Origin of the sequence: Streptomyces niphimycinicus (assembly GCF_018883605.1) — a bacterium.
Taxonomy (GTDB): domain Bacteria; phylum Actinomycetota; class Actinomycetes; order Streptomycetales; family Streptomycetaceae; genus Streptomyces; species Streptomyces niphimycinicus.
On sequence record NZ_JAHLEM010000036.1, the window covers coordinates 32,441 to 48,532 of the forward strand.

Consider the following 16,092-nt stretch of genomic DNA (forward strand, 5'->3'; position numbering starts at 1 on the left):
ATCGGCGGTATCCGGCCGGGAACGCGGTTCGGCGCCGGCCGGGCTGTGGGCCCGGCCGGCGCCGAACATTCGACGATGGGTCAGCCTCCGTGACCGGGCTCCGGCACGTTCGTCCCCGCCGACAGGACCCGGTCCGGGCGGATCGGCAGGTCGCGGTGGCGGACTCCGGTGGCGTGCCACACCGCGTTGGCGATGGCCGCCGCGGCTCCCACGATGCCGATCTCGCCGACGCCCTTGATACCGACCGGGTCGTCCGGGTCCGGGTCGTCCACCCAGTCCGCCTCGATCAGCGGCACATCGGCGTTCGCGGCGAAGTGATAGCCCGCGAGGTCCGGTCCGACATGGCCGCCCGAGGCCCGGTCCCGGACCGCCTCCTCGTGCAGGGCCATGGAAATGCCCCAGACCATCCCGCCGACGAGCTGGTTGCGCGCGGTCAGGGGGTTGACGATCCGGCCCGCCGCGAAGATCCCGAGCATCCGCCGCACCCGGACCTCTCCGCTGGTGACATCCACGGCCACCTCGGCGAACTGCGCCCCGAAGGAGTGCCGTTCCTTCTTCGACAGGGCGCCGACCGCCTCGGAGGTGTCGGACCGCGCGGTGATTCCCTCGGGCGGGATGTCGCCGCCCAGGGCCAGCCGCTCGCGCAGCTCGCGCACCGCGATCGACACCGCCCACGCCCAGGAGCGCATGCCCATCGAGCCACCGGCGATCATCGCCGGGCCGAGGTCGCTGTCCGCCATGACCACCCGGACCCGGTCCGGATCCACTTCCAGCGCGTCCGCGGCGACCAGGGCGATGCCGGTCCGGGCGCCGGTCCCGATGTCCGCCGCGTTGATGCGCACGGTGAAGGTGCCGTCCGCCTCGGCCGTCACACCCGCCGTGGACGGGCCCGCCCCCGAGTGGAAGCTGGCCGCCGCCATACCCGTCCCGAGCAGCCACCGTCCCTCGCGGCGCAGCCCCGGACGCGGATCCCGGTCCGCCCAGCCGAACCTGCGGGCACCCTCCTCGTAGCAGGCCACCAGATTGCGGCTGCTGAACGGCAGGCCCGAGACGGGGCCCCGGTCCGGTTCATTGCGGACGCGCAGCGCGATCGGGTCGATGCCGGACGCCTCGGCGAGTTCGTCGAGCGCGCACTCCAGCGCGAACGAGCCCGGTGCCTCGCCGGGCGCGCGCATAAAGGTCGGGGTCGGCACATCGAGCCGTACCACCCGGTCGCTGGTGTGGTGCGCGTCGGCGTCGTACATCACACGCGCCACCGTGGCGCTGCGCTCGATGAATTCGTGCACGGTCGAGGTGACGCACTCGGACCGGTGGTCGAGCGCGCGCAGCCGCCCCGACGCGTCGGCGCCGAGCCGGACCCGCTGCGCGGTGGGGCTGCGATAGCCGATGGTCGAGAACATCTGGCGGCGGGTCATCACGACGCGCACCGGACGGTCGAGGACGGTCGCGGCCATGGCGGCGGCCACTTGGTGCGAGCCGATGGTCTTGGAGCCGAAGCCGCCGCCGACGTGCTCGGACCGCACCCGCACCGACTCCGCGTCGAGGGAGAAGATCTGCGCCAGCTCACCGGCCACGTACGAGGTGCCCTGATTGGAGTCGAGGACCTCGAGCCGGCCGCCGTCCCAGCGGGCCGTCGCGGCGTGCGGCTCCATGGGGTTGTGGTGTTCCTCCGGGGTGGTGTACTCGGCGTCCACGACGAAGGTGGAGGCGGCGAGCTCGGCCTCGATGTCGCCTTTGGTCGCCTCCGCCGCACCGAACGGCGAGTCCCCGGGGGTGTACACATCGGGGTGTCCGGCGAAGAAGTCGGTGTCGTGCGACTCCTGGTCGTACCGGACCACCAGCGCTTCCGCGGCCTCCCGGGCCTGCTCGGGCCGCTCGGCGACGACCAGCGCCACCGGCCAGCCCCGGAAGGGGACACGGTCGTGCTGGAAGACCCCGATGATCGGGTCGGGCGGCCCGATCATGCCCATGTAGTCCAGGTTGACGCGCGGGGCGTTCTCATGGTGGAGGACCGCGAGGACACCGGGCATGGCGAGGACGGAGTCGGCCTCGACCGAGCGGATCCGGCCGCGGGCGATGGTGGACAACACCATCCAGCCATGGGCGAGTTCGGGCAGCGGGATGTCGCCCGAGTAGCGGGCCGCCCCGGTGACCTTCTCCCGGCCCTCGACACGGGTGCGCGCGGTGCCGAGGGCCCCCGTCGTCGTGGTGGTTCCGGTCGTCGTGGTCATCGGGCGGCCTCCTCGGCGAGTTCGGTCAGCAGGGCCACGACGAGGTTGCGCATCAGCGGCACCTTGTATCCGTTGTGGGGCAGTGCCTCGGCGGCGGCCAGCTCCGCGTCCGCGGCGGCGGCGAACGCCTCGGCGGTCGCCGGGCCTCCGGTCAGCGCCCGCTCGGCCTCCAGCGCCCGCCACGGCCGGGAGGCGACCGCTCCGAAGGCGAGGCGGACCTCGTGGACGACACCGTCCCGGACGTCGAGGACGGCGGCGATCGAACCGATCGCGAAGGCGTAGGACGCGCGCTCGCGGACCTTGCGGTAGCGGGAGTGCGCGGCGACCGGGGCCGGGGGCAGGATGACGCCGGTGATCAGTGCGCCGGAGGGCAGCGCCGTCTCCAGATGCGGGGTGTCGCCCACGGGCAGATAGAAGTCCGCGAGCGGCAACTCGCCCGGCCCGTCGGCGGTTTCGTACCGCACGACGGCGTCGAAGGCGGCGAGCGCGACCCCCATGTCCGAGGGGTGGGTGGCCACGCAGTGCCCGGAGGCGCCGAGGATCGCGTGGTTGTGGTGCTCACCCTCGATGGCCGGGCAGCCACTGCCGGGCAGGCGCTTGTTGCAGGGCCCCGCCACATCGGTGAAGTAGCCGCAGCGGGTGCGCTGGAGCAGATTCCCGCCGACGGTGGCCATATTGCGCAGTTGCCCGGAGGCACCGGCCAGGACGGCCTGCGCGAGGGCCGGGTAGCGGCGCCGTACCTCGGGATGGGCGGCGAGATCGCTGTTGGTGACGGTGGCCCCGATGAGCAGTCCGCCGTCCGGCGTCATCTCGACGCGGTCCAGGGGCAGTTCGCGTACGTCGACCAGGCGTCCGGGCCGCTCGATGCCGGTCTTCATCAGATCGACCAGATTGGTGCCGCCGCCGAGGAACCGTGCGTCGGGATCGGCACCGAGTACGGCGACCGCCTCGGAGACATCAAGGACACGCTGGTAGCCGAACTCCTTCATGCCACGACCTCCTCGGTCCCGGTCGCCTGAGCCTCGGCCGCCTGCGCGACCGCCTGCACGATCGACACATACGCGCCGCAGCGGCACAGATTGCCGCTCATCCGCTCCCGGATCTCATCGGCGGTCAGTGGTGGCGGCCCCGCTTCGGGGCGGACGTCGGCGGTGACGGCGCTCGGCCAGCCCGCCGCGTGTTCCTCGATCACGGCCAGGGCGGAACAGATCTGCCCTGGGGTGCAGTAGCCGCACTGGTAGCCGTCGAGGTCGAGAAACGCCTGCTGCACCGGATGCAGCCGGTCGCCGTCGGCCACGCCCTCGATCGTGGTGACGTCACGGCCCTCGGCCGCCACCGCGAGCTGGAGGCAGGAGACGGCCCGGCGGCCGTCGAGCAGTACCGTGCAGGCCCCGCACTGGCCCTGGTCACAGCCCTTCTTGGTCCCGGTGAGATCGAGATGCTCACGCAGGGCGTCGAGCAGGGTGGTGCGGTGGTCGACGGGCAGCGTGTACTTCTCGCCGTTGATGGTCAGCGTGATGACGCTGGACGTCGATGGGGCCATGAGTCAGCCTTCTTTCGCGGGTGTGGTGCGCGTCGAAGTCGTCCAATGAGAGGTCCCGGGGGAGGGGAATGCGTGAGAATGCCGGTCGGCGCTCGGTTCCGGCCATCCCCACGAGCCGTTTCAGCCGGTAAGGTGGACCTAAGCGGACACCTGTCCGCTATGCATGAAACCTAGCGGACAGGTGTCCGGTAGGCAAGGTCGGCGCTATGTCGGCGCTATGCGGTGTCCGGAAGGAGGATGTGTGCAGGCAGAGAAGGACGCGCGGCTGCGCTCGGACGCGCAAGCGAACCGCGAGCGCATCCTGGAAGTGGCGCTGGCGGAGCTGACCCGCTCGGCGGATGTCCCCCTGAGCACCATCGCGAAGAAGGCGGGCGTCGGACAGGGCACGCTGTACCGAAACTTCCCCAGCCGCGAGGCCCTCGTGCTGGAGATCTACCGCCACGAGATGCTTCAGGTCGCGGACATCGCGGCCGAGCTGCTCCGCAGCCGGGCGCCCGATGAGGCGCTCCGGGAGTGGATGGGGCATCTGGCCCGGTTCGCCATGGCCAAGGCCGGTCTGGCCGACGCGCTGCACAAGGCCCTCAGCGCCGACTGCGGACAGAAGAAACCGGGACATGGCCGGATGGCCGAGGCCGTGGCGCTTTTGCTGAAGGCGAACGAGGAGGTCGGCACGATCCGTCCGGACGTGACCACCGACGACTTCCTGCTCGCCATCTCCGGTCTGTGGCAGATCAGTCCCGATGACCAGGGGCCGGTGCGTGCCAGACGGCTGCTGGACCTGGTCATGGACGGACTGCGCGTGGGCGCGCCCGCGGCGGGACGGCCGGGGCCGACGGCCGATACGGCGGGCTGAGCCGGCGGCCGGGGACAGGCCGGCGGGGGCACGTCGGCGACGACCGTGCCCCCGCGGGTGCGGGATCAGCCCGAGGCGGGAAGCGCGGTGCGGGGCCGGGGCGGGAACCCGGCGGTGCGGTAGCACGCGTCGATCAGGGACATGGTGGTCAGCGCGTCCTCCGCGTCCAGCGGAAGCGGCGCGCCATGCCGCAGATGAGCGGCGTACGCCTCCAGTTGGTAGGTGTACGAGGAGCGCTTGCCCAGCTCCTCGGTCCGCTCACCCGCGGGCGTGCGCACCAGGACGCGGTCGTCCAGATGGGGCTGGACGAAGTTCACGGCCGTCGCCTCGCCCCGCGAGCCGACGATCCGCAGGCTCATCCGAAAGTCCCCGTACGCCATATGGCAGCGGGCCGATCCGGTGGCGCCGCCCGGGAAGGCCAGTTCCGCGTCCAGCCACTCGTCGACCCCCGGTGCGCCCTGCCGTGCGCCGCCGCGGGCGGTGACCAGACGCGGGGGACCACCGGCCCAGGGCGCGAGCGTGGCTTGCGCGTGCAGGCTGTAGCAGCCCAGGTCCATGAGGGCGCCCCCGGCCAGGGGGAGGGACCAGCGGGGGTCGGACCCGGGCGGAGCGGGCATGGCGACCATCGTCTCGACATGCCGCAGCTCCCCGAGTTCCCCGGAGCCCAGCAGTTCGTGGAGGCGGCGGGTGACGGGATGGAAGAGGTAGTGGAAGCCCTCCATGAAGACGGTGCCCGCCTTGGCGGCGGCGTCGCGCACCTCGGTGGCCTCCTCGGTGTTGCTCGCCGACGGCTTCTCGCTCAGGACGTGCTTGCCCGCGGCGAGGGCGGCGAGGTTCCACGGGCCGTGCAGGCCGTTGGCCAGCGGGTTGTAGACCACCTCCACCTCGGGGTCGCCGATCACCTCTGCGTAGGAGCCGAGAACGCGCTCGATGCCGTGCTCGGCGGCGAAGGCATCGGCCCGGCCACGGGTGCGGGCGGCCACCGCGACGAGGCGGTGGCCGCCCGCACGGGCGGGGCCGACCAGGGAGAGCGCGGAGATCCGGGCGGCGCCCAGGATCCCGATGCGCAGCGGCTCGGCTGTCGTCATGCCTTCCGTACCTCTTCCATGCTCACGGGGCGGTGCTCGTGCAGGGACAGGGTGCACGCCTCGGCGATCCAGCCGGCCTCGACGGCGTCCGCGACGGTACAGGGGGAGGGCCGCAGCCCCGCCGCCACCTCGGTGAAGGCGGTGAGCTCGGCCCGGTAGGCGGTGGCGAAGCGGTCCATGAAGAAGTGGTGCGGTGTGCCGCCCGGGAAGGTGGCGCCCGGTTCGACGGAGCGCAGTGGCAGATTGTCCTCCAGGCCCGCGGCGATGCTGTCCGTCATGCCGTGAAGCTCCAGGCGGGCGTCGTAACCGCGCGGATTGTGGCGGGTGTTGGAGACCACGGCGAGGGTGCCGTCGTCCAGGGTGAGGAGGGCGGCGGCGGTGTCGACATCCCCGGCGGCCGCGATGTAGTCGGCGCCGCGGTTGGCGCCGGTCGCGTAGACCTCGGTGACCTCGCGGCCGGTGACCCAGCGGACGGTGTCGAAGTCGTGCACGGCGCAGTCGCGGAAGATGCCGCCGGAGACGGCCACATAGGCGGCCGGAGGCGGCTCGGGGTCCAAGGTGGTGGAGCGCACGGTGGTCAGCGGCCCCAGCTCACCGCTGACCACCGCCTTCCGCGCCGCCACATACCCGGGGTCGAAGCGCCGGTTGTAGCCGATATGGACCTCCACGCCGCTGTCCTTCACCGCGCGGAGGACATCGAGGCTCTCCTCGATCGTGCGCGCCACCGGCTTCTCGCAGAAGACCGGTACGCCCGCCCGTACGGCGGCGAGGATCAGTTCGGGGTGGGCGTCGGTCGCCGCGGCGATCACGACGCCGTCCACACCGGCGGCGAGCAGGGCCTCCGGCGAGGCCACCGCCCGGGCGCCGAACCGCTCGGCGGCGGTGGTGGCCGCCGCGGCGACCGGGTCGGTGACCACGAGGGAGTCCACCGCGTCGAGCGTGGACAGGGTCTCGGCGTGGAAGGCGCCGATCCGGCCCAGGCCCATGATGCCGATACGCATGGGGAGTTGTGCCCTTTCTGACGGTGAGGCTGGTGCGGGTGGGGGTTTTGGCGGTGCGGTTTCCGGCCGTACTGCTTGTGAACGGTGCGGCGGGTCAGCCGAGTCCGCCGACGACGATCTGGTCCCAGTCGATGACCGAGCCGGTGACGACACCGCTGCGGTCGGAGAGCAGGAGGACGACGAACTCGGCGATCTCGTCCACCTGGCCGAGCTTGCCCATCGGCTGGGCGCGGGCCGCCTCCTCGCGCCAGTCGTCCCCCGCGCCGTGGAAGGCGCGCTGGACGGCGTCCTCGCCCTCGGTCTCGGTCCAGCCGAGGTTGAGGCCGTTGATACGGACGCGGTCCCAGCGGTGTGCGTGGGCGGCGTTGCGGGTCAGGCCCGCGAGCCCGGCCTTCGCGGCGGAGTACGGCGCCAGGAACGGATATCCGCCGTGTGCGCAGTTGGAGATGATGTTGACGATGGTGCCCGGAGCCTTTCTGGCCACCATGTCGGCGACGGCGGCCTGCATGGCGAAGAACGGGGCGCGCAGATTGATCGCGATATGCGCGTCGAAGAGCTCCGGGGTGGTGTCCAGCAGTGTCCCGCGCGAGGTGAGCCCGGCGGAGTTGACCAGGCAGTCGATCCTGCCGTGGGCCGCCACCACCTCCGCCACGCCGCCCCGTGCCTGCGCGGGATCGGCCAGATCGGCGCGCAGGAAGGTGGCGGTGGCGCCCTGGTCGGTGAGTTCCCCGGCCAGCGGCTCGCCGACGTCGGGGCGGCGTCCGGTGAAGGCGACCGTGGCCCCTTCGCGGGCGGCGGCGCGGACGATACCGGCGCCGATTCCCTGGCTGCCGCCGTTGACCAGGACGATCTTGTCCTTCAGCAGTCCCATGAGCGATCCGTCTCCTTCAGCTCTTGCGGCGCTCGGCGCCGGCCCGCAGCTCGGCGCGCAGGGTGTCCGGGGTCCAGTCCCGCTCCAGGGCGCGCCGGACGATATCGGCCTGGGAGTCCGGGGCGAGGCCGCCGACGGGCGGATCGAGGTCGAGGTTGGTGGGGAAGGGGTAGCCCTCGGCACAGGCCGCGACGACGTTGTGCAGCCAGTCCTCGGAGGCGCCGTCCGCCTTGCGCTGCCGCAGCACGGGGAAGACGGCGTCGACCACCGCCGTGCGGTCCACGGTCTCCATGGCGCGGCCGAAGCCGGAGGAGATCTGGAGCAGATTCGCCATCCGCCGGATGTCCGCGGAGCGATTGTGCCCGGCGGCGTGGAAGAGCGCGGGGTTGAAGAAGACCGCGTCGCCCGCCTCCAGCGGCAGTTGGACGTGGTGCTCGACGAAGTAGTCCATGAACTCCGGACGGCGCCAGGCCAGATAGCCGGGTTCATACGCTTGCGAGTACGGCAGGTAGAGCGTCGGGCCGGACTCGACGGGCATGGCGCAGTGGGCGACCGCGCCTTGCAGGGTCAGCACGGGGGAGAGCCGGTGGACATGGGCCGGGTAGGCCGCGGCCCGCGCCTCGGAGAGGAAGCCGAGGTGATAGTCGCGGTGCACGCTCTGCGCCGCGCCGCCCGGGTTGACCTGGTTGATCTGTGAGGTGAGCTGGTAGCCGGGGCCCAGCCAGGCGGTGGCCACCAGGGCGAGGAGGTCGTTGGCGTAGTAGTCGGCGAAGACCTCCGGCGCTCGAAGGGCCAGCTTCTCCAGCGCGTTCCAGACCCGGTCGTTGGTGCCGGGCTTGGCGAAGTGGTCACCGCGGGCGGAGCCCGCCGCCCGCTCCTCCTCGATCAGCGTCGTGAACGCCTCGGTGGCCCGGTCGAGGACCGACGGGTCGGGAAAGGCGCGCTTGAACACCACGATGCCGGGGCCCTCCAGCAGGGCGTGTACCAGTTCCGCCTGCGCCTCCCGGCGGCCGGGCGCCGTGGCGGCCCGGGCGCGCAGGCGGTCGCCGTCGTAGAGGGGGACGTGTCGTACCACGGCGTCGGCGCCGGGGTGATCGCCGGAGTCGGTGGTCCGCTCGACCAGGGCGCGGAAGGCGTCGAGAGTGCAGTCGGCCTCACTGAGCCAGACATGAGACCTCGGAGCGGCGAGGGACATGATGCTTTCCGGTCCTTCCCGTGGGCTGCGGCTTTCTGCCAGTGTTGTGATCAGCCGAGCATCGGGCAATCCTCAGCAGTCCATCAAAAACCCCTCATGGAGGCGCGCCGATGTCCCATCCGTATCCGATCCGGGAGATCGCCCGGCAGGCGGGCCTGAGCGAGGCCACCGTCGACCGGGTTCTGAACAACCGCGGCGGCGTGCGCGAGAGCACCACCCGGGAGGTCCGCCAGGCGATCAAGGACTTGGACCGGCAGCGGACCCAGGTCCGTATCGGCGGCCGCACCTTCATGATCGACATCGTGATGCAGGCGCCGGAGCGGTTCTCCCTGGCGGTCCGCGCCGCCCTGGAGGCGGAGCTGCCGGCGCTGCGCCCCGCGGTGCTGCGCTCGCGCTTCCACTTCCGCGAGACCGGTCCGGTCGAGGAGCTGATCGATACGCTGGACCGCGTCGCCGCGCGCGGCGGCTCCCAGGGCGTTGTTCTGAAGGCGCCCGACGTCCCGGAGGTCACGGCGGCCGTCGGCCGCCTGGCCGCCGTGGGCATACCGGTCGTGACCCTGGTGACCGATCTGCCCGGCAGCGCACGCCGGTCCTATGTCGGCATCGACAACCGCGCCGCCGGCGCCACCGCCGCGTACCTCCTGGGACAGTGGCTCGGTGACCGCCCCGGCCATGTGCTCACCACCGTCAGCCGCGGCTTCTTCCGCGGGGAGGAGGAACGCGAGATGGGGTTCCGCAGTGCCCTGCGCAATGCCCATCCCGGGCGCACGCTGGTCGAGGTCACCGACAGCGACGGTCTGGACGCCACCCAGCGTGACCTGGTCCTGCGGGCGCTGCGCCACGACCCGGAGATCCGGGCGGTCTACTCGATCGGCGGCGGCAACACCGCCACGGTTCAAGCCTTCGAGGAACTGGGCCGCGCCTACGAGGTGTTCATCGCCCATGACCTCGACCACGACAACACCCGGCTGCTGCGCGAGCGCCGGCTGTCCGCCGTGCTCCACCACGATCTGCGCCAGGACATGCGCCGCGCCTGCCAGACCATCATGCGGGCCCACGGAGCCCTGCCCGACGACGGCCCCGCCCTGCCCTCGCCCATCCAGGTCGTCACGCCGTACAACATGCCGCCCGACCTGGTCTGAGACCTCTGTCCGCGGCACCCTCCGGCCCGCTTGGCGATATTCCGTTGAACCATGTCGCTCGTGCCACTGGGAGCGGTTTCCGCCCTCGCCTAGCGTCGGGACAAGGCCAGACAGACTGGCCATCGCCGCATGTGAGGGACCATTTCATGCTCGCCCAGATCGTTCTGTTCGACGGCTTCGACCTGCTCGATGTGCTCGCCCCCTACGAAGTGCTGCACGCCGGTGGCATGGCCGCCGGGGGCATGCTGCGCGCCGAGCTGGTGTCCGCCGAGGGGCCGCGTGAGGTGGTGAGCGGAGTCGGCGGTGTGCCGCTGCGCGCCACGGCCGCCCTGGATCCCACGACGGCGGACCTGGTGGTGGTCCCCGGTGCGGCCGGCCGGGTCGGAGAACCCGGCGAGGTCCCCGATCTCGACGCGGACGCGGACGCGGGCGAGTGGCGGGAGCACGAATTCATCCCGGTCCTGCTGGGCCGCGCCGTGAACACCGGCCTGCCGGGACTGCTGAAGGCGGCCATGGACCGTCCGGAGGTGACCGTCGCCACGGTGTGCGGCGGCTCGCTCGTGCTGGCCATGGCCGGTCTGCTGGAGGGCCGCTGGGCCACCACCCACCACATGGGCCTGGACATGCTGGACGCCACCGGTGCCAACGTGGTCAGGGCCCGTGTCGTCGACGACGGCGACCTGGTGAGCGGCGCTGGCGTCACCTCCGGGCTCGATCTGGGCCTGTACCTGCTGGAGCGCGAACTGGGGCCGCAGATCGCCCACGCCGTCGAGGAGCTGTTCGCCTACGAGCGCCGCGGCACCCCCTGGCGCCACCACGGGCCGTCGCCCGCCGCCCTGTGACCACACCGCCCCCAGCGCAATCCGCCCCGACCCACGTTGAGGAAGCACACCACCATGTCCGTTGCAGGCACCTGGGATCTGACCATCTCCACCCCCATCGGCCGGATCAGGGCCACGGCCGAATTCCGCGACGAGGACGGCACGTTGACCGGTACGGCCCACGGCGCGGGCGAGGAGGTGCCGCTGGCCGATGTGGCGCTCGAGGGTGACCGGCTCACCTGGCGGCAGGCCATCACCAAGCCCATGCGGCTGAACCTCGCGTTCACCATGACGGTCGACGGCGAGCGGATGACCGGTACCGCCAAGGCCGGGCGGCTGCCCTCCTCCAAGGTCACCGGAGAGCGCCGGGCCGCCCCCGTGGCGGCGAAGGGCTGAGCCTCCCCGAGGCCGGGGCAGCGGCGGAGCCGCCGCTCGGCTCAGACGAACTGCTGGATGACCAGCACGGTCGCGCTCGCCACCGCGAGCACCACGGCGACACCCCTGGTGCGCCGCATGTCCAGTCTGCTCGACAGCAGGCGGGCGAACAGCACCCTGATCGCCGCGGCCGGGGCGAGCAGGACGGTGTGCCACAGGAGGTTGGTGTGCACCGCTCCGGCGCGGCCCGCGCCACGGATATCGCGGCCAACATCAACCGCCTGGCACAGGGAGACCCCCTCGGCAATGTGGTGCGCGCCGCTCGTGAGCGGGCCGCCATTCCCGGCGGCGGTGGCAGGACGGACTGACGCCCGTACGGCTTCTGGCGGACCGTGTGCCGCCACGAGCGCGGTGGGTCAGGGGGCGATGGTGAGGTGGCTGATCAGGCCCTGGTCCAGGGTGAAGCGATAGTGAAGGTCGACGGTGCCGCCGGGGAAGTCGCCCTCGAGATGCTGGGTGACGGTGCAGCGGTCCGGGCCGTCCCGCTCGGCCCCGATGAGCGTGGTGGTGTACGAGTACTCGGAGGTGGCGCGGTCCAGCCACCGCTCGATGGCCGGGATCCCCTGGTAGGTGCGGCCGTCGTCGATGACGGTCGCGTCCGGCGTCAGTGTGGCCGAGGCCGTGGGCACATCGTGCTCGTTGTGTGCCTTCAGATACCGCTTGACGACGTCGGGCAGGTCGGTGGCATCGAAGGGCGTGGTGGTGTCGTCGGTCATGGCTGCCTCGCTGATGGTTTTCTTAACGATGGTTCTCTGGCCGTCCCGGACGGGACGGTGCTCAGAGCGCGGGAACGGTGCCGCCGTCGATGACGTGTTCGGCGCCGACGATGGCGCAGGCCCGGTCGGAGACGAGGAAGGCGACGAGTTCGGCGACCTCTTCAGGCCGGTTGGGGCGCCCGAGGGGGATGCCAGCCGTCCTCGGGCCGGGAGCGGGCGGTGACCAGCACGGTCGCACCGGCCGTCCGCAGCCGGGTCGCGATCGCCGCTCCGGCGCCCTTGGTGCCACCGGTGACGAGTGCGCGACGGCCGGTGAGAGAGTCATCGAAGGAGGTGGGCAAGGCTGTCCGTTCCGGGGCGCGCGAGAGCGCATCCCTTGCGACTGCTAAAATAGAAGCAAGTAACTTTCACTTTAGCAGTAACTCGGGAGGGCGTCGCGATGGCAAGCCGGATCAGGCTGGAGGACCGTGAGTGTCCGCTGTCGACCACGGTTCAGCACGTGGGGGAGTGGTGGACGCTGCTGATCCTCCACGACGCCTTCGACGGCTATACGCGCTTCGACCAGTTCCAGCAGAGCCTGAACATCTCCACCAGCATGCTCACCACACGCCTGAAGACCCTGGTGGCGGACGGCCTCCTGGAGCGGCGCCCCTACCAGACCAACCCGGTGCGCCATGAATATGTGCTGACCGAACGCGGCCGTTCGCTGCGGCCCGTGGTCGTCGCCCTGGCCGCCTGGGGCAATCAGCACCTCGCACCGGAGGAGCGCGCCATGATCCTGGTCGACGCCCGGACCGGCGAGGAGGTGGAACCCGTCGTGGTGGACGCGCGCACCGGCCGCAGCCTCGACGACGGCGAGACCTTCGTCTTCACGGCGGGTCCGGCCGCCAGTGACGCGATGCGTGCCCGGTATGTCGAACTCGAACGGCAGCGCCCGCCGCGCGCGAGCGACTTGTCTCACAGGCAGTAGCGAACGAGCCACTCGTCGGGGTTGTACATGTCCTTCGCGGGGTCCGGCGCTATGGCCGCCCTCTCCTCCACAGTGTCCTCCAGGCGGATCCGCTCCGGCAGCTTGCTGAACCGGGTGCGGCGCGCCGTCTCCGCGGCATCCTGTACTTCCCGCTTGTCCGACATCGCATCGTTCCTTGTCGTTTCGATGGTCCGACGATGGTCGCAGCCGCACGCGTCACCGGTCAAGTGGGTGACGCGATGGGATTCGCGGGGTGCGGCGTCTGTGTTCCCGCGTCCGTCCAACGGGCGTTTCTCCCAACCGGATATCCCTCAGCGCAGCGAGCGAAGGCGGCGATCGTGTCAGAAGAGCGTCAGGAAACCATGTGGCGTCAGGAAGCCACGCGGGTCGAGCTGATGAGTCGGCCCACACCGCTGGAGGCCGCGCCGCGGCTGGCCCGTGCGATCGGGCTGGAGCCCGGAGATCTATGGGTCAAGCGTGACGATCTGATCGGGCTGGGTGGCGGGGGCAACAAGGTCCGCAAGCTGGAGTGGACGGCCGGGGCCGCCCGCACCGAGGGCGCCACCACGCTGGTGACCAGCGGGGCCGCGCAGAGCAACCACGCCCGCCTGACGGCCGCGGCCGGGGCACGGCTGGGCATGGACGTGGTCCTCGTCCTCGCCGGTGCGCCGAGCGAGGGGATGACCGGCAACATCGTGCTCGACGGTCTCTTCGGCGCCCGCGTCGTATGGGCGGGGGAGGTGAGCGAGGCCGAACTCGCGGCGGCCGTGGAGGACGTGGCCGCGGACCTGCGCGAGCAGGGCGCCCGGCCCGCGGTGATCCCCTTCGGCGGATCCAGTGTGCTGGGCGCCCGGGGCTACGCCGAGGCGGGGACGGAACTCCTGGAACAGGCCCCGGACCTGGCCACGGCGGTCGTGGCGGTCGGATCGGGCGGCACCATGGCCGGTCTCGTCCACGCCCTCGGAGCCGAGCGCGTGCTGGGCGTGCACTGCGGAGCCATCGCCGATCCCGAGCACACCGTCGGCCACCTGGTCGACGGGCTGGCCGGGCAACCCGTGGCCACGTCCCTGCGGCTGCGCCTGGATCAGGTCGGTCCCGGCTACTCGTCGCTCACCGAACCGGTCATGGACGCCATCACCACCGCGGCCCGCACCGAAGGCATCGTCCTCGACCCCATCTACACCGGCCGCGCCCTGGCCGGTCTCATCGCGGCCGTCCACGACGGTCAGGTGCGCCCCGGGCAGCGCACGGTCTTCCTGCACACCGGCGGTCTGCCCGGTCTGTTCGGGCACACCGAGGCGCTGCGGCGGGCGCGTTCCGCCGTGGCCGACACCGCCGTACGGTGGCCCCGCGGCTGACCGTCGCACCGCGGTTCGGGCCGGTGCTACTCCGCGTCGGCGCAGGAGGCGAGTCGGCGGGCCAGGGCGCGTACCTGGTCGCGCAGGGCGTCCGGGTACTCGATCACGAACGGGAGGTCCAGCCAGGCGAGGACGGAGGGCACCCACTCCAGCCGCTCGGCCCGCAGTTGGACCCGCACCCATCCGCCGCCTTCCCCCTTCTCCGCCGTACGATCCGCCTTCTCCGCCGCAGCACCGGCGGCCCCCTCCGCCGGTTCGGCCGGAAGTTCCCGCACCGTGGCGAGCCCGGGCGGGAGCCGGTGGCGGACCTGCTCGACCGTGCCCTGCACCCGCAGCGACACCTCGTGCAGGTAGGGCACCCCGGCGAGCCCGGACAGCACCCGGGCGGCCGGGTCGAACCCCGAGGGCACCTCGAACGACCCGGGCAGCACCGTCGCGGTTTCGATCCGGTCCAGCCGGAACGTGCGCACCTCGCCGCTGGCCGAGTCCGCCCCCGTCACATACCAGCGCCCGGAGTGCGCGACGATCCCGTACGGGTGCACGGTGCGTTCGCTGCGCCGCCCCTTCCACGCGGTGTAGCTGACGGCGACCGGCCGGCGGTCCCGCGCGGCCTCCGCGAGCATCAGCAGCACACTCGTCTCGGGGATGACCACGGGACGGGCGGGGGCGGTGAAGTCGGCGGTGGCCAGCAGCGCGTCCAGCCGACGGCCGAGCGCCTCCGGCAGCACCCGGCGCACCTTGGCGGCGGCGCTCTCCGCCGCCGCGACGGACGTGGTCACCAGCCCGGCCCGGCGCCCGGCGACCACGCCCAGCAGCACGGCCAGCGCCTCCTCGTCGGTGAGCATCAGCGGGGGCATCCGGTAGCCGGGGGCGAGCCGGTAGCCGCCGTAGCGGCCGCGCACCGAACGGACCGGGACGTCCAGGTCGATCAGGTGGCCGATATAGCGCCGTACGGTGCGCTCGTCCACGCCGAGCCGGTCGGCCAGGTCGGCGACGGTGCGGGTGCCACCGGCCTGAAGGATCTCCAGCAGGGCGAGCACACGGGCGGTCGGTCGGGTCATGCCCGGAAGTATGGCGCGGATACCGGGCGGCTCCTGTCCGGTATCCCTCCTAGCGTGTGGGCCATGGCAACCTACGTACTTCTTCCCGGGTTCTGGCTCGGGGCCTGGGCCTGGCGCCCCGTGGCGGCCGATCTGCGCGGCCGTGGGCACGACGTCCACGCGCTCAGCCTGACCGGGATGGGCGAGCGGGCGCATCTGGCCCGGCCCGACACCGATGTGGAGACGCACATCACCGATGTGCTCAACCTGATCCGCTACGAGGACCTGCGCGATGTGGTCCTGGTCGGGCACAGCTATGCCGGTGCGGTGGTGGTCCCGAGCGTGGCGGACCGGATGCCGGACCGGATCAAGCGGATGGTGTTCATCGACAGCGGTCCGCTGCCGGACGGGATGTCCCACGCGGAGTTCGCCCCGCCGGAGGAGCGGAGGCGCAACGCCGAGCTGGTCCGTGCGGAGGGAGACGGCCGGCAGTTGCCGCCACCGCCGTGGCGGCAACTGGCCTCCGAGGTGCCCGGGCTGCCGGACGGCACGCTCGAACGGCTGGTGCGGCTGTCGGTGCCGCAGCCGTGGGCCACCGCCACCACCCCGGTCCGGCTGACCGAGACGTGGGAGAAGCTGCCGCGGCTGCATGTGCTGTGCGGCTTCTCGGTGGAGCAGGTCCGGGCGCGGATCGCCACCGTTCCGGCCTTCCGGCACATGGCGACCGAGAGTTCGGCGTACCGCGAGCTGCCCGGCTGGCACTGGCCGATGTTCGACCGGCCCGGCGAGCTGGCGGCGATCCTGCACGACGCTGCCTGACCGGCACGA

General features: G+C 72.0%; 20 protein-coding genes and 1 pseudogene. 8 read left to right on the plus strand and 13 right to left on the minus strand.

Going from position 1 to position 16,092, the window contains the following annotated elements:
- Positions 1-80: 80 nt before the first annotated feature.
- The 3 genes from KN815_RS04285 to KN815_RS04295 are packed head-to-tail and all read right to left on the minus strand — an operon-like array spanning position 81 to position 3,774.
- Entirely contained in the window at positions 81-2,231 is a 2,151-nt protein-coding gene (locus tag KN815_RS04285) for a xanthine dehydrogenase family protein molybdopterin-binding subunit (RefSeq protein ID WP_216340331.1), read from the minus strand.
- Positions 2,228-3,220 (minus strand): FAD binding domain-containing protein, encoded by a 993-nt coding sequence (locus KN815_RS04290; RefSeq protein ID WP_216340333.1) that lies wholly within the window; start codon positions 3,218-3,220, stop codon positions 2,228-2,230. The genes KN815_RS04285 and KN815_RS04290 overlap by 4 nt, the downstream gene beginning before the upstream one ends.
- Complete coding sequence (locus KN815_RS04295) at positions 3,217-3,774, minus strand: 2Fe-2S iron-sulfur cluster-binding protein (protein WP_216340335.1); 558 nt, start codon at positions 3,772-3,774, stop codon at positions 3,217-3,219. The genes KN815_RS04290 and KN815_RS04295 overlap by 4 nt, the downstream gene beginning before the upstream one ends.
- Positions 3,775-4,015: 241 nt before the next feature.
- On the opposite strand from KN815_RS04295, the gene KN815_RS04300 reads away from it, so the two are divergent.
- On the plus strand, positions 4,016-4,627 hold the full coding sequence (locus KN815_RS04300) for a TetR/AcrR family transcriptional regulator (RefSeq protein WP_216340337.1): 612 nt from the start codon (positions 4,016-4,018) through the stop codon (positions 4,625-4,627).
- A 65-nt stretch (positions 4,628-4,692) separates the two neighbouring features.
- Here KN815_RS04300 and KN815_RS04305 read toward each other — a convergent pair whose 3' ends face one another.
- The 4 genes from KN815_RS04305 to KN815_RS04320 form a co-directional block, all read right to left on the minus strand.
- Entirely contained in the window at positions 4,693-5,715 is a 1,023-nt protein-coding gene (locus KN815_RS04305; RefSeq protein WP_216340339.1) for a Gfo/Idh/MocA family protein, read from the minus strand.
- Positions 5,712-6,716: a Gfo/Idh/MocA family protein gene (locus tag KN815_RS04310; RefSeq protein WP_216340341.1), complete on the minus strand. Its 1,005-nt coding sequence runs from the start codon at positions 6,714-6,716 to the stop codon at positions 5,712-5,714. The genes KN815_RS04305 and KN815_RS04310 overlap by 4 nt, the downstream gene beginning before the upstream one ends.
- 94 nt (positions 6,717-6,810) lie before the next feature.
- On the minus strand, positions 6,811-7,587 hold the full coding sequence (locus KN815_RS04315) for an SDR family oxidoreductase (RefSeq protein WP_216340343.1): 777 nt from the start codon (positions 7,585-7,587) through the stop codon (positions 6,811-6,813).
- A gap of 16 nt (positions 7,588-7,603) precedes the next feature.
- Positions 7,604-8,782 carry a phytanoyl-CoA dioxygenase family protein gene (locus KN815_RS04320; RefSeq protein ID WP_216340345.1) on the minus strand — a complete coding sequence of 393 codons (1,179 nt, stop codon included), beginning with the start codon at positions 8,780-8,782 and terminating at the stop codon, positions 7,604-7,606.
- Positions 8,783-8,892: 110 nt separating this feature from the next.
- On the opposite strand from KN815_RS04320, the gene KN815_RS04325 reads away from it, so the two are divergent.
- From KN815_RS04325 to KN815_RS04335, 3 genes are all read left to right on the plus strand, one after another.
- Entirely contained in the window at positions 8,893-9,924 is a 1,032-nt protein-coding gene (locus KN815_RS04325; protein WP_216340347.1) for a LacI family DNA-binding transcriptional regulator, read from the plus strand.
- Positions 9,925-10,070: 146 nt separating this feature from the next.
- Positions 10,071-10,766 carry a DJ-1/PfpI family protein gene (locus KN815_RS04330; RefSeq protein WP_216340349.1) on the plus strand — a complete coding sequence of 232 codons (696 nt, stop codon included), beginning with the start codon at positions 10,071-10,073 and terminating at the stop codon, positions 10,764-10,766.
- A 54-nt stretch (positions 10,767-10,820) separates the two neighbouring features.
- Positions 10,821-11,141 carry a hypothetical protein gene (locus KN815_RS04335; RefSeq protein WP_216340351.1) on the plus strand — a complete coding sequence of 107 codons (321 nt, stop codon included), beginning with the start codon at positions 10,821-10,823 and terminating at the stop codon, positions 11,139-11,141.
- Positions 11,142-11,182: 41 nt separating this feature from the next.
- Here KN815_RS04335 and KN815_RS04340 read toward each other — a convergent pair whose 3' ends face one another.
- Positions 11,183-11,353, minus strand: coding sequence for a hypothetical protein (locus KN815_RS04340; RefSeq protein ID WP_253208750.1), 171 nt, complete (start codon positions 11,351-11,353; stop codon positions 11,183-11,185).
- Here KN815_RS04340 and KN815_RS04345 point away from each other — a divergent pair.
- A complete protein-coding gene (locus tag KN815_RS04345) occupies positions 11,348-11,488 on the plus strand; it encodes a hypothetical protein (RefSeq protein WP_216340424.1) in 141 nt (46 codons plus the stop codon). The two genes, KN815_RS04340 and KN815_RS04345, sit on opposite strands and share 6 nt — an antisense overlap.
- Positions 11,489-11,536: 48 nt before the next feature.
- Here the strand turns inward: KN815_RS04345 and KN815_RS04350 are convergent, their stop codons facing one another.
- The 3 genes and pseudogenes from KN815_RS04350 to KN815_RS49990 all read right to left on the minus strand — a co-directional run bounded on the left by KN815_RS04350 (position 11,537) and on the right by KN815_RS49990 (position 12,237).
- Positions 11,537-11,896 (minus strand): nuclear transport factor 2 family protein, encoded by a 360-nt coding sequence (locus tag KN815_RS04350; protein ID WP_216340353.1) that lies wholly within the window; start codon positions 11,894-11,896, stop codon positions 11,537-11,539.
- A 61-nt stretch (positions 11,897-11,957) separates the two neighbouring features.
- A pseudogene (locus KN815_RS49985) lies at positions 11,958-12,089 on the minus strand (SDR family oxidoreductase); the annotation flags it as partial.
- Positions 12,058-12,237 carry a hypothetical protein gene (locus tag KN815_RS49990; RefSeq protein WP_253208756.1) on the minus strand — a complete coding sequence of 60 codons (180 nt, stop codon included), beginning with the start codon at positions 12,235-12,237 and terminating at the stop codon, positions 12,058-12,060. The pseudogene KN815_RS49985 and the gene KN815_RS49990, both read right to left, overlap by 32 nt.
- Positions 12,238-12,335: 98 nt before the next feature.
- Between KN815_RS49990 and KN815_RS04360 the strand changes: the two genes are divergently transcribed.
- Complete coding sequence (locus KN815_RS04360) at positions 12,336-12,866, plus strand: winged helix-turn-helix transcriptional regulator (RefSeq protein WP_216340355.1); 531 nt, start codon at positions 12,336-12,338, stop codon at positions 12,864-12,866.
- On the opposite strand, the gene KN815_RS04365 is transcribed toward KN815_RS04360, so the two are convergent.
- A complete protein-coding gene (locus KN815_RS04365; protein ID WP_216340357.1) occupies positions 12,854-13,030 on the minus strand; it encodes a hypothetical protein in 177 nt (58 codons plus the stop codon). The genes KN815_RS04360 and KN815_RS04365 overlap by 13 nt on opposite strands.
- Before the next feature lie 174 nt (positions 13,031-13,204).
- On the opposite strand from KN815_RS04365, the gene KN815_RS04370 reads away from it, so the two are divergent.
- A complete protein-coding gene (locus tag KN815_RS04370) occupies positions 13,205-14,224 on the plus strand; it encodes a D-cysteine desulfhydrase family protein (RefSeq protein WP_253208751.1) in 1,020 nt (339 codons plus the stop codon).
- Between the two features lie 26 nt (positions 14,225-14,250).
- Here the strand turns inward: KN815_RS04370 and KN815_RS04375 are convergent, their stop codons facing one another.
- Entirely contained in the window at positions 14,251-15,285 is a 1,035-nt protein-coding gene (locus KN815_RS04375; protein WP_216340359.1) for a helix-turn-helix transcriptional regulator, read from the minus strand.
- A gap of 63 nt (positions 15,286-15,348) precedes the next feature.
- On the opposite strand from KN815_RS04375, the gene KN815_RS04380 reads away from it, so the two are divergent.
- Positions 15,349-16,083 carry an alpha/beta fold hydrolase gene (locus tag KN815_RS04380; protein ID WP_216340361.1) on the plus strand — a complete coding sequence of 245 codons (735 nt, stop codon included), beginning with the start codon at positions 15,349-15,351 and terminating at the stop codon, positions 16,081-16,083.
- Positions 16,084-16,092 lie beyond the last annotated feature (9 nt).

Excerpts from the sequence above, each read along its gene's own strand:
- KN815_RS04295 (WP_216340335.1), bottom strand. The coding sequence starts at position 3,774 with ATGGCCCCATCGACGTCCAGCGTCATCACGCTGACCATCAACGGCGAG.
- KN815_RS04360 (WP_216340355.1), top strand. The coding sequence starts at position 12,336 with ATGGCAAGCCGGATCAGGCTGGAGGACCGTGAGTGTCCGCTGTCGACC.
- KN815_RS04380 (WP_216340361.1), top strand. The coding sequence starts at position 15,349 with ATGGCAACCTACGTACTTCTTCCCGGGTTCTGGCTCGGGGCCTGGGCC.
- KN815_RS04325 (WP_216340347.1), top strand. The coding sequence starts at position 8,893 with ATGTCCCATCCGTATCCGATCCGGGAGATCGCCCGGCAGGCGGGCCTG.
- KN815_RS04305 (WP_216340339.1), bottom strand. The coding sequence starts at position 5,715 with ATGACGACAGCCGAGCCGCTGCGCATCGGGATCCTGGGCGCCGCCCGG.
- KN815_RS04375 (WP_216340359.1), bottom strand. The coding sequence starts at position 15,285 with ATGACCCGACCGACCGCCCGTGTGCTCGCCCTGCTGGAGATCCTTCAG.
- KN815_RS04320 (WP_216340345.1), bottom strand. The coding sequence starts at position 8,782 with ATGTCCCTCGCCGCTCCGAGGTCTCATGTCTGGCTCAGTGAGGCCGAC.
- KN815_RS04350 (WP_216340353.1), bottom strand. The coding sequence starts at position 11,896 with ATGACCGACGACACCACCACGCCCTTCGATGCCACCGACCTGCCCGAC.
- KN815_RS04335 (WP_216340351.1), top strand. The coding sequence starts at position 10,821 with ATGTCCGTTGCAGGCACCTGGGATCTGACCATCTCCACCCCCATCGGC.
- KN815_RS04315 (WP_216340343.1), bottom strand. The coding sequence starts at position 7,587 with ATGGGACTGCTGAAGGACAAGATCGTCCTGGTCAACGGCGGCAGCCAG.
- KN815_RS04365 (WP_216340357.1), bottom strand. The coding sequence starts at position 13,030 with ATGTCGGACAAGCGGGAAGTACAGGATGCCGCGGAGACGGCGCGCCGC.
- KN815_RS04310 (WP_216340341.1), bottom strand. The coding sequence starts at position 6,716 with ATGCGTATCGGCATCATGGGCCTGGGCCGGATCGGCGCCTTCCACGCC.
- KN815_RS04330 (WP_216340349.1), top strand. The coding sequence starts at position 10,071 with ATGCTCGCCCAGATCGTTCTGTTCGACGGCTTCGACCTGCTCGATGTG.
- KN815_RS04285 (WP_216340331.1), bottom strand. The coding sequence starts at position 2,231 with ATGACCACGACGACCGGAACCACCACGACGACGGGGGCCCTCGGCACC.
- KN815_RS04290 (WP_216340333.1), bottom strand. The coding sequence starts at position 3,220 with ATGAAGGAGTTCGGCTACCAGCGTGTCCTTGATGTCTCCGAGGCGGTC.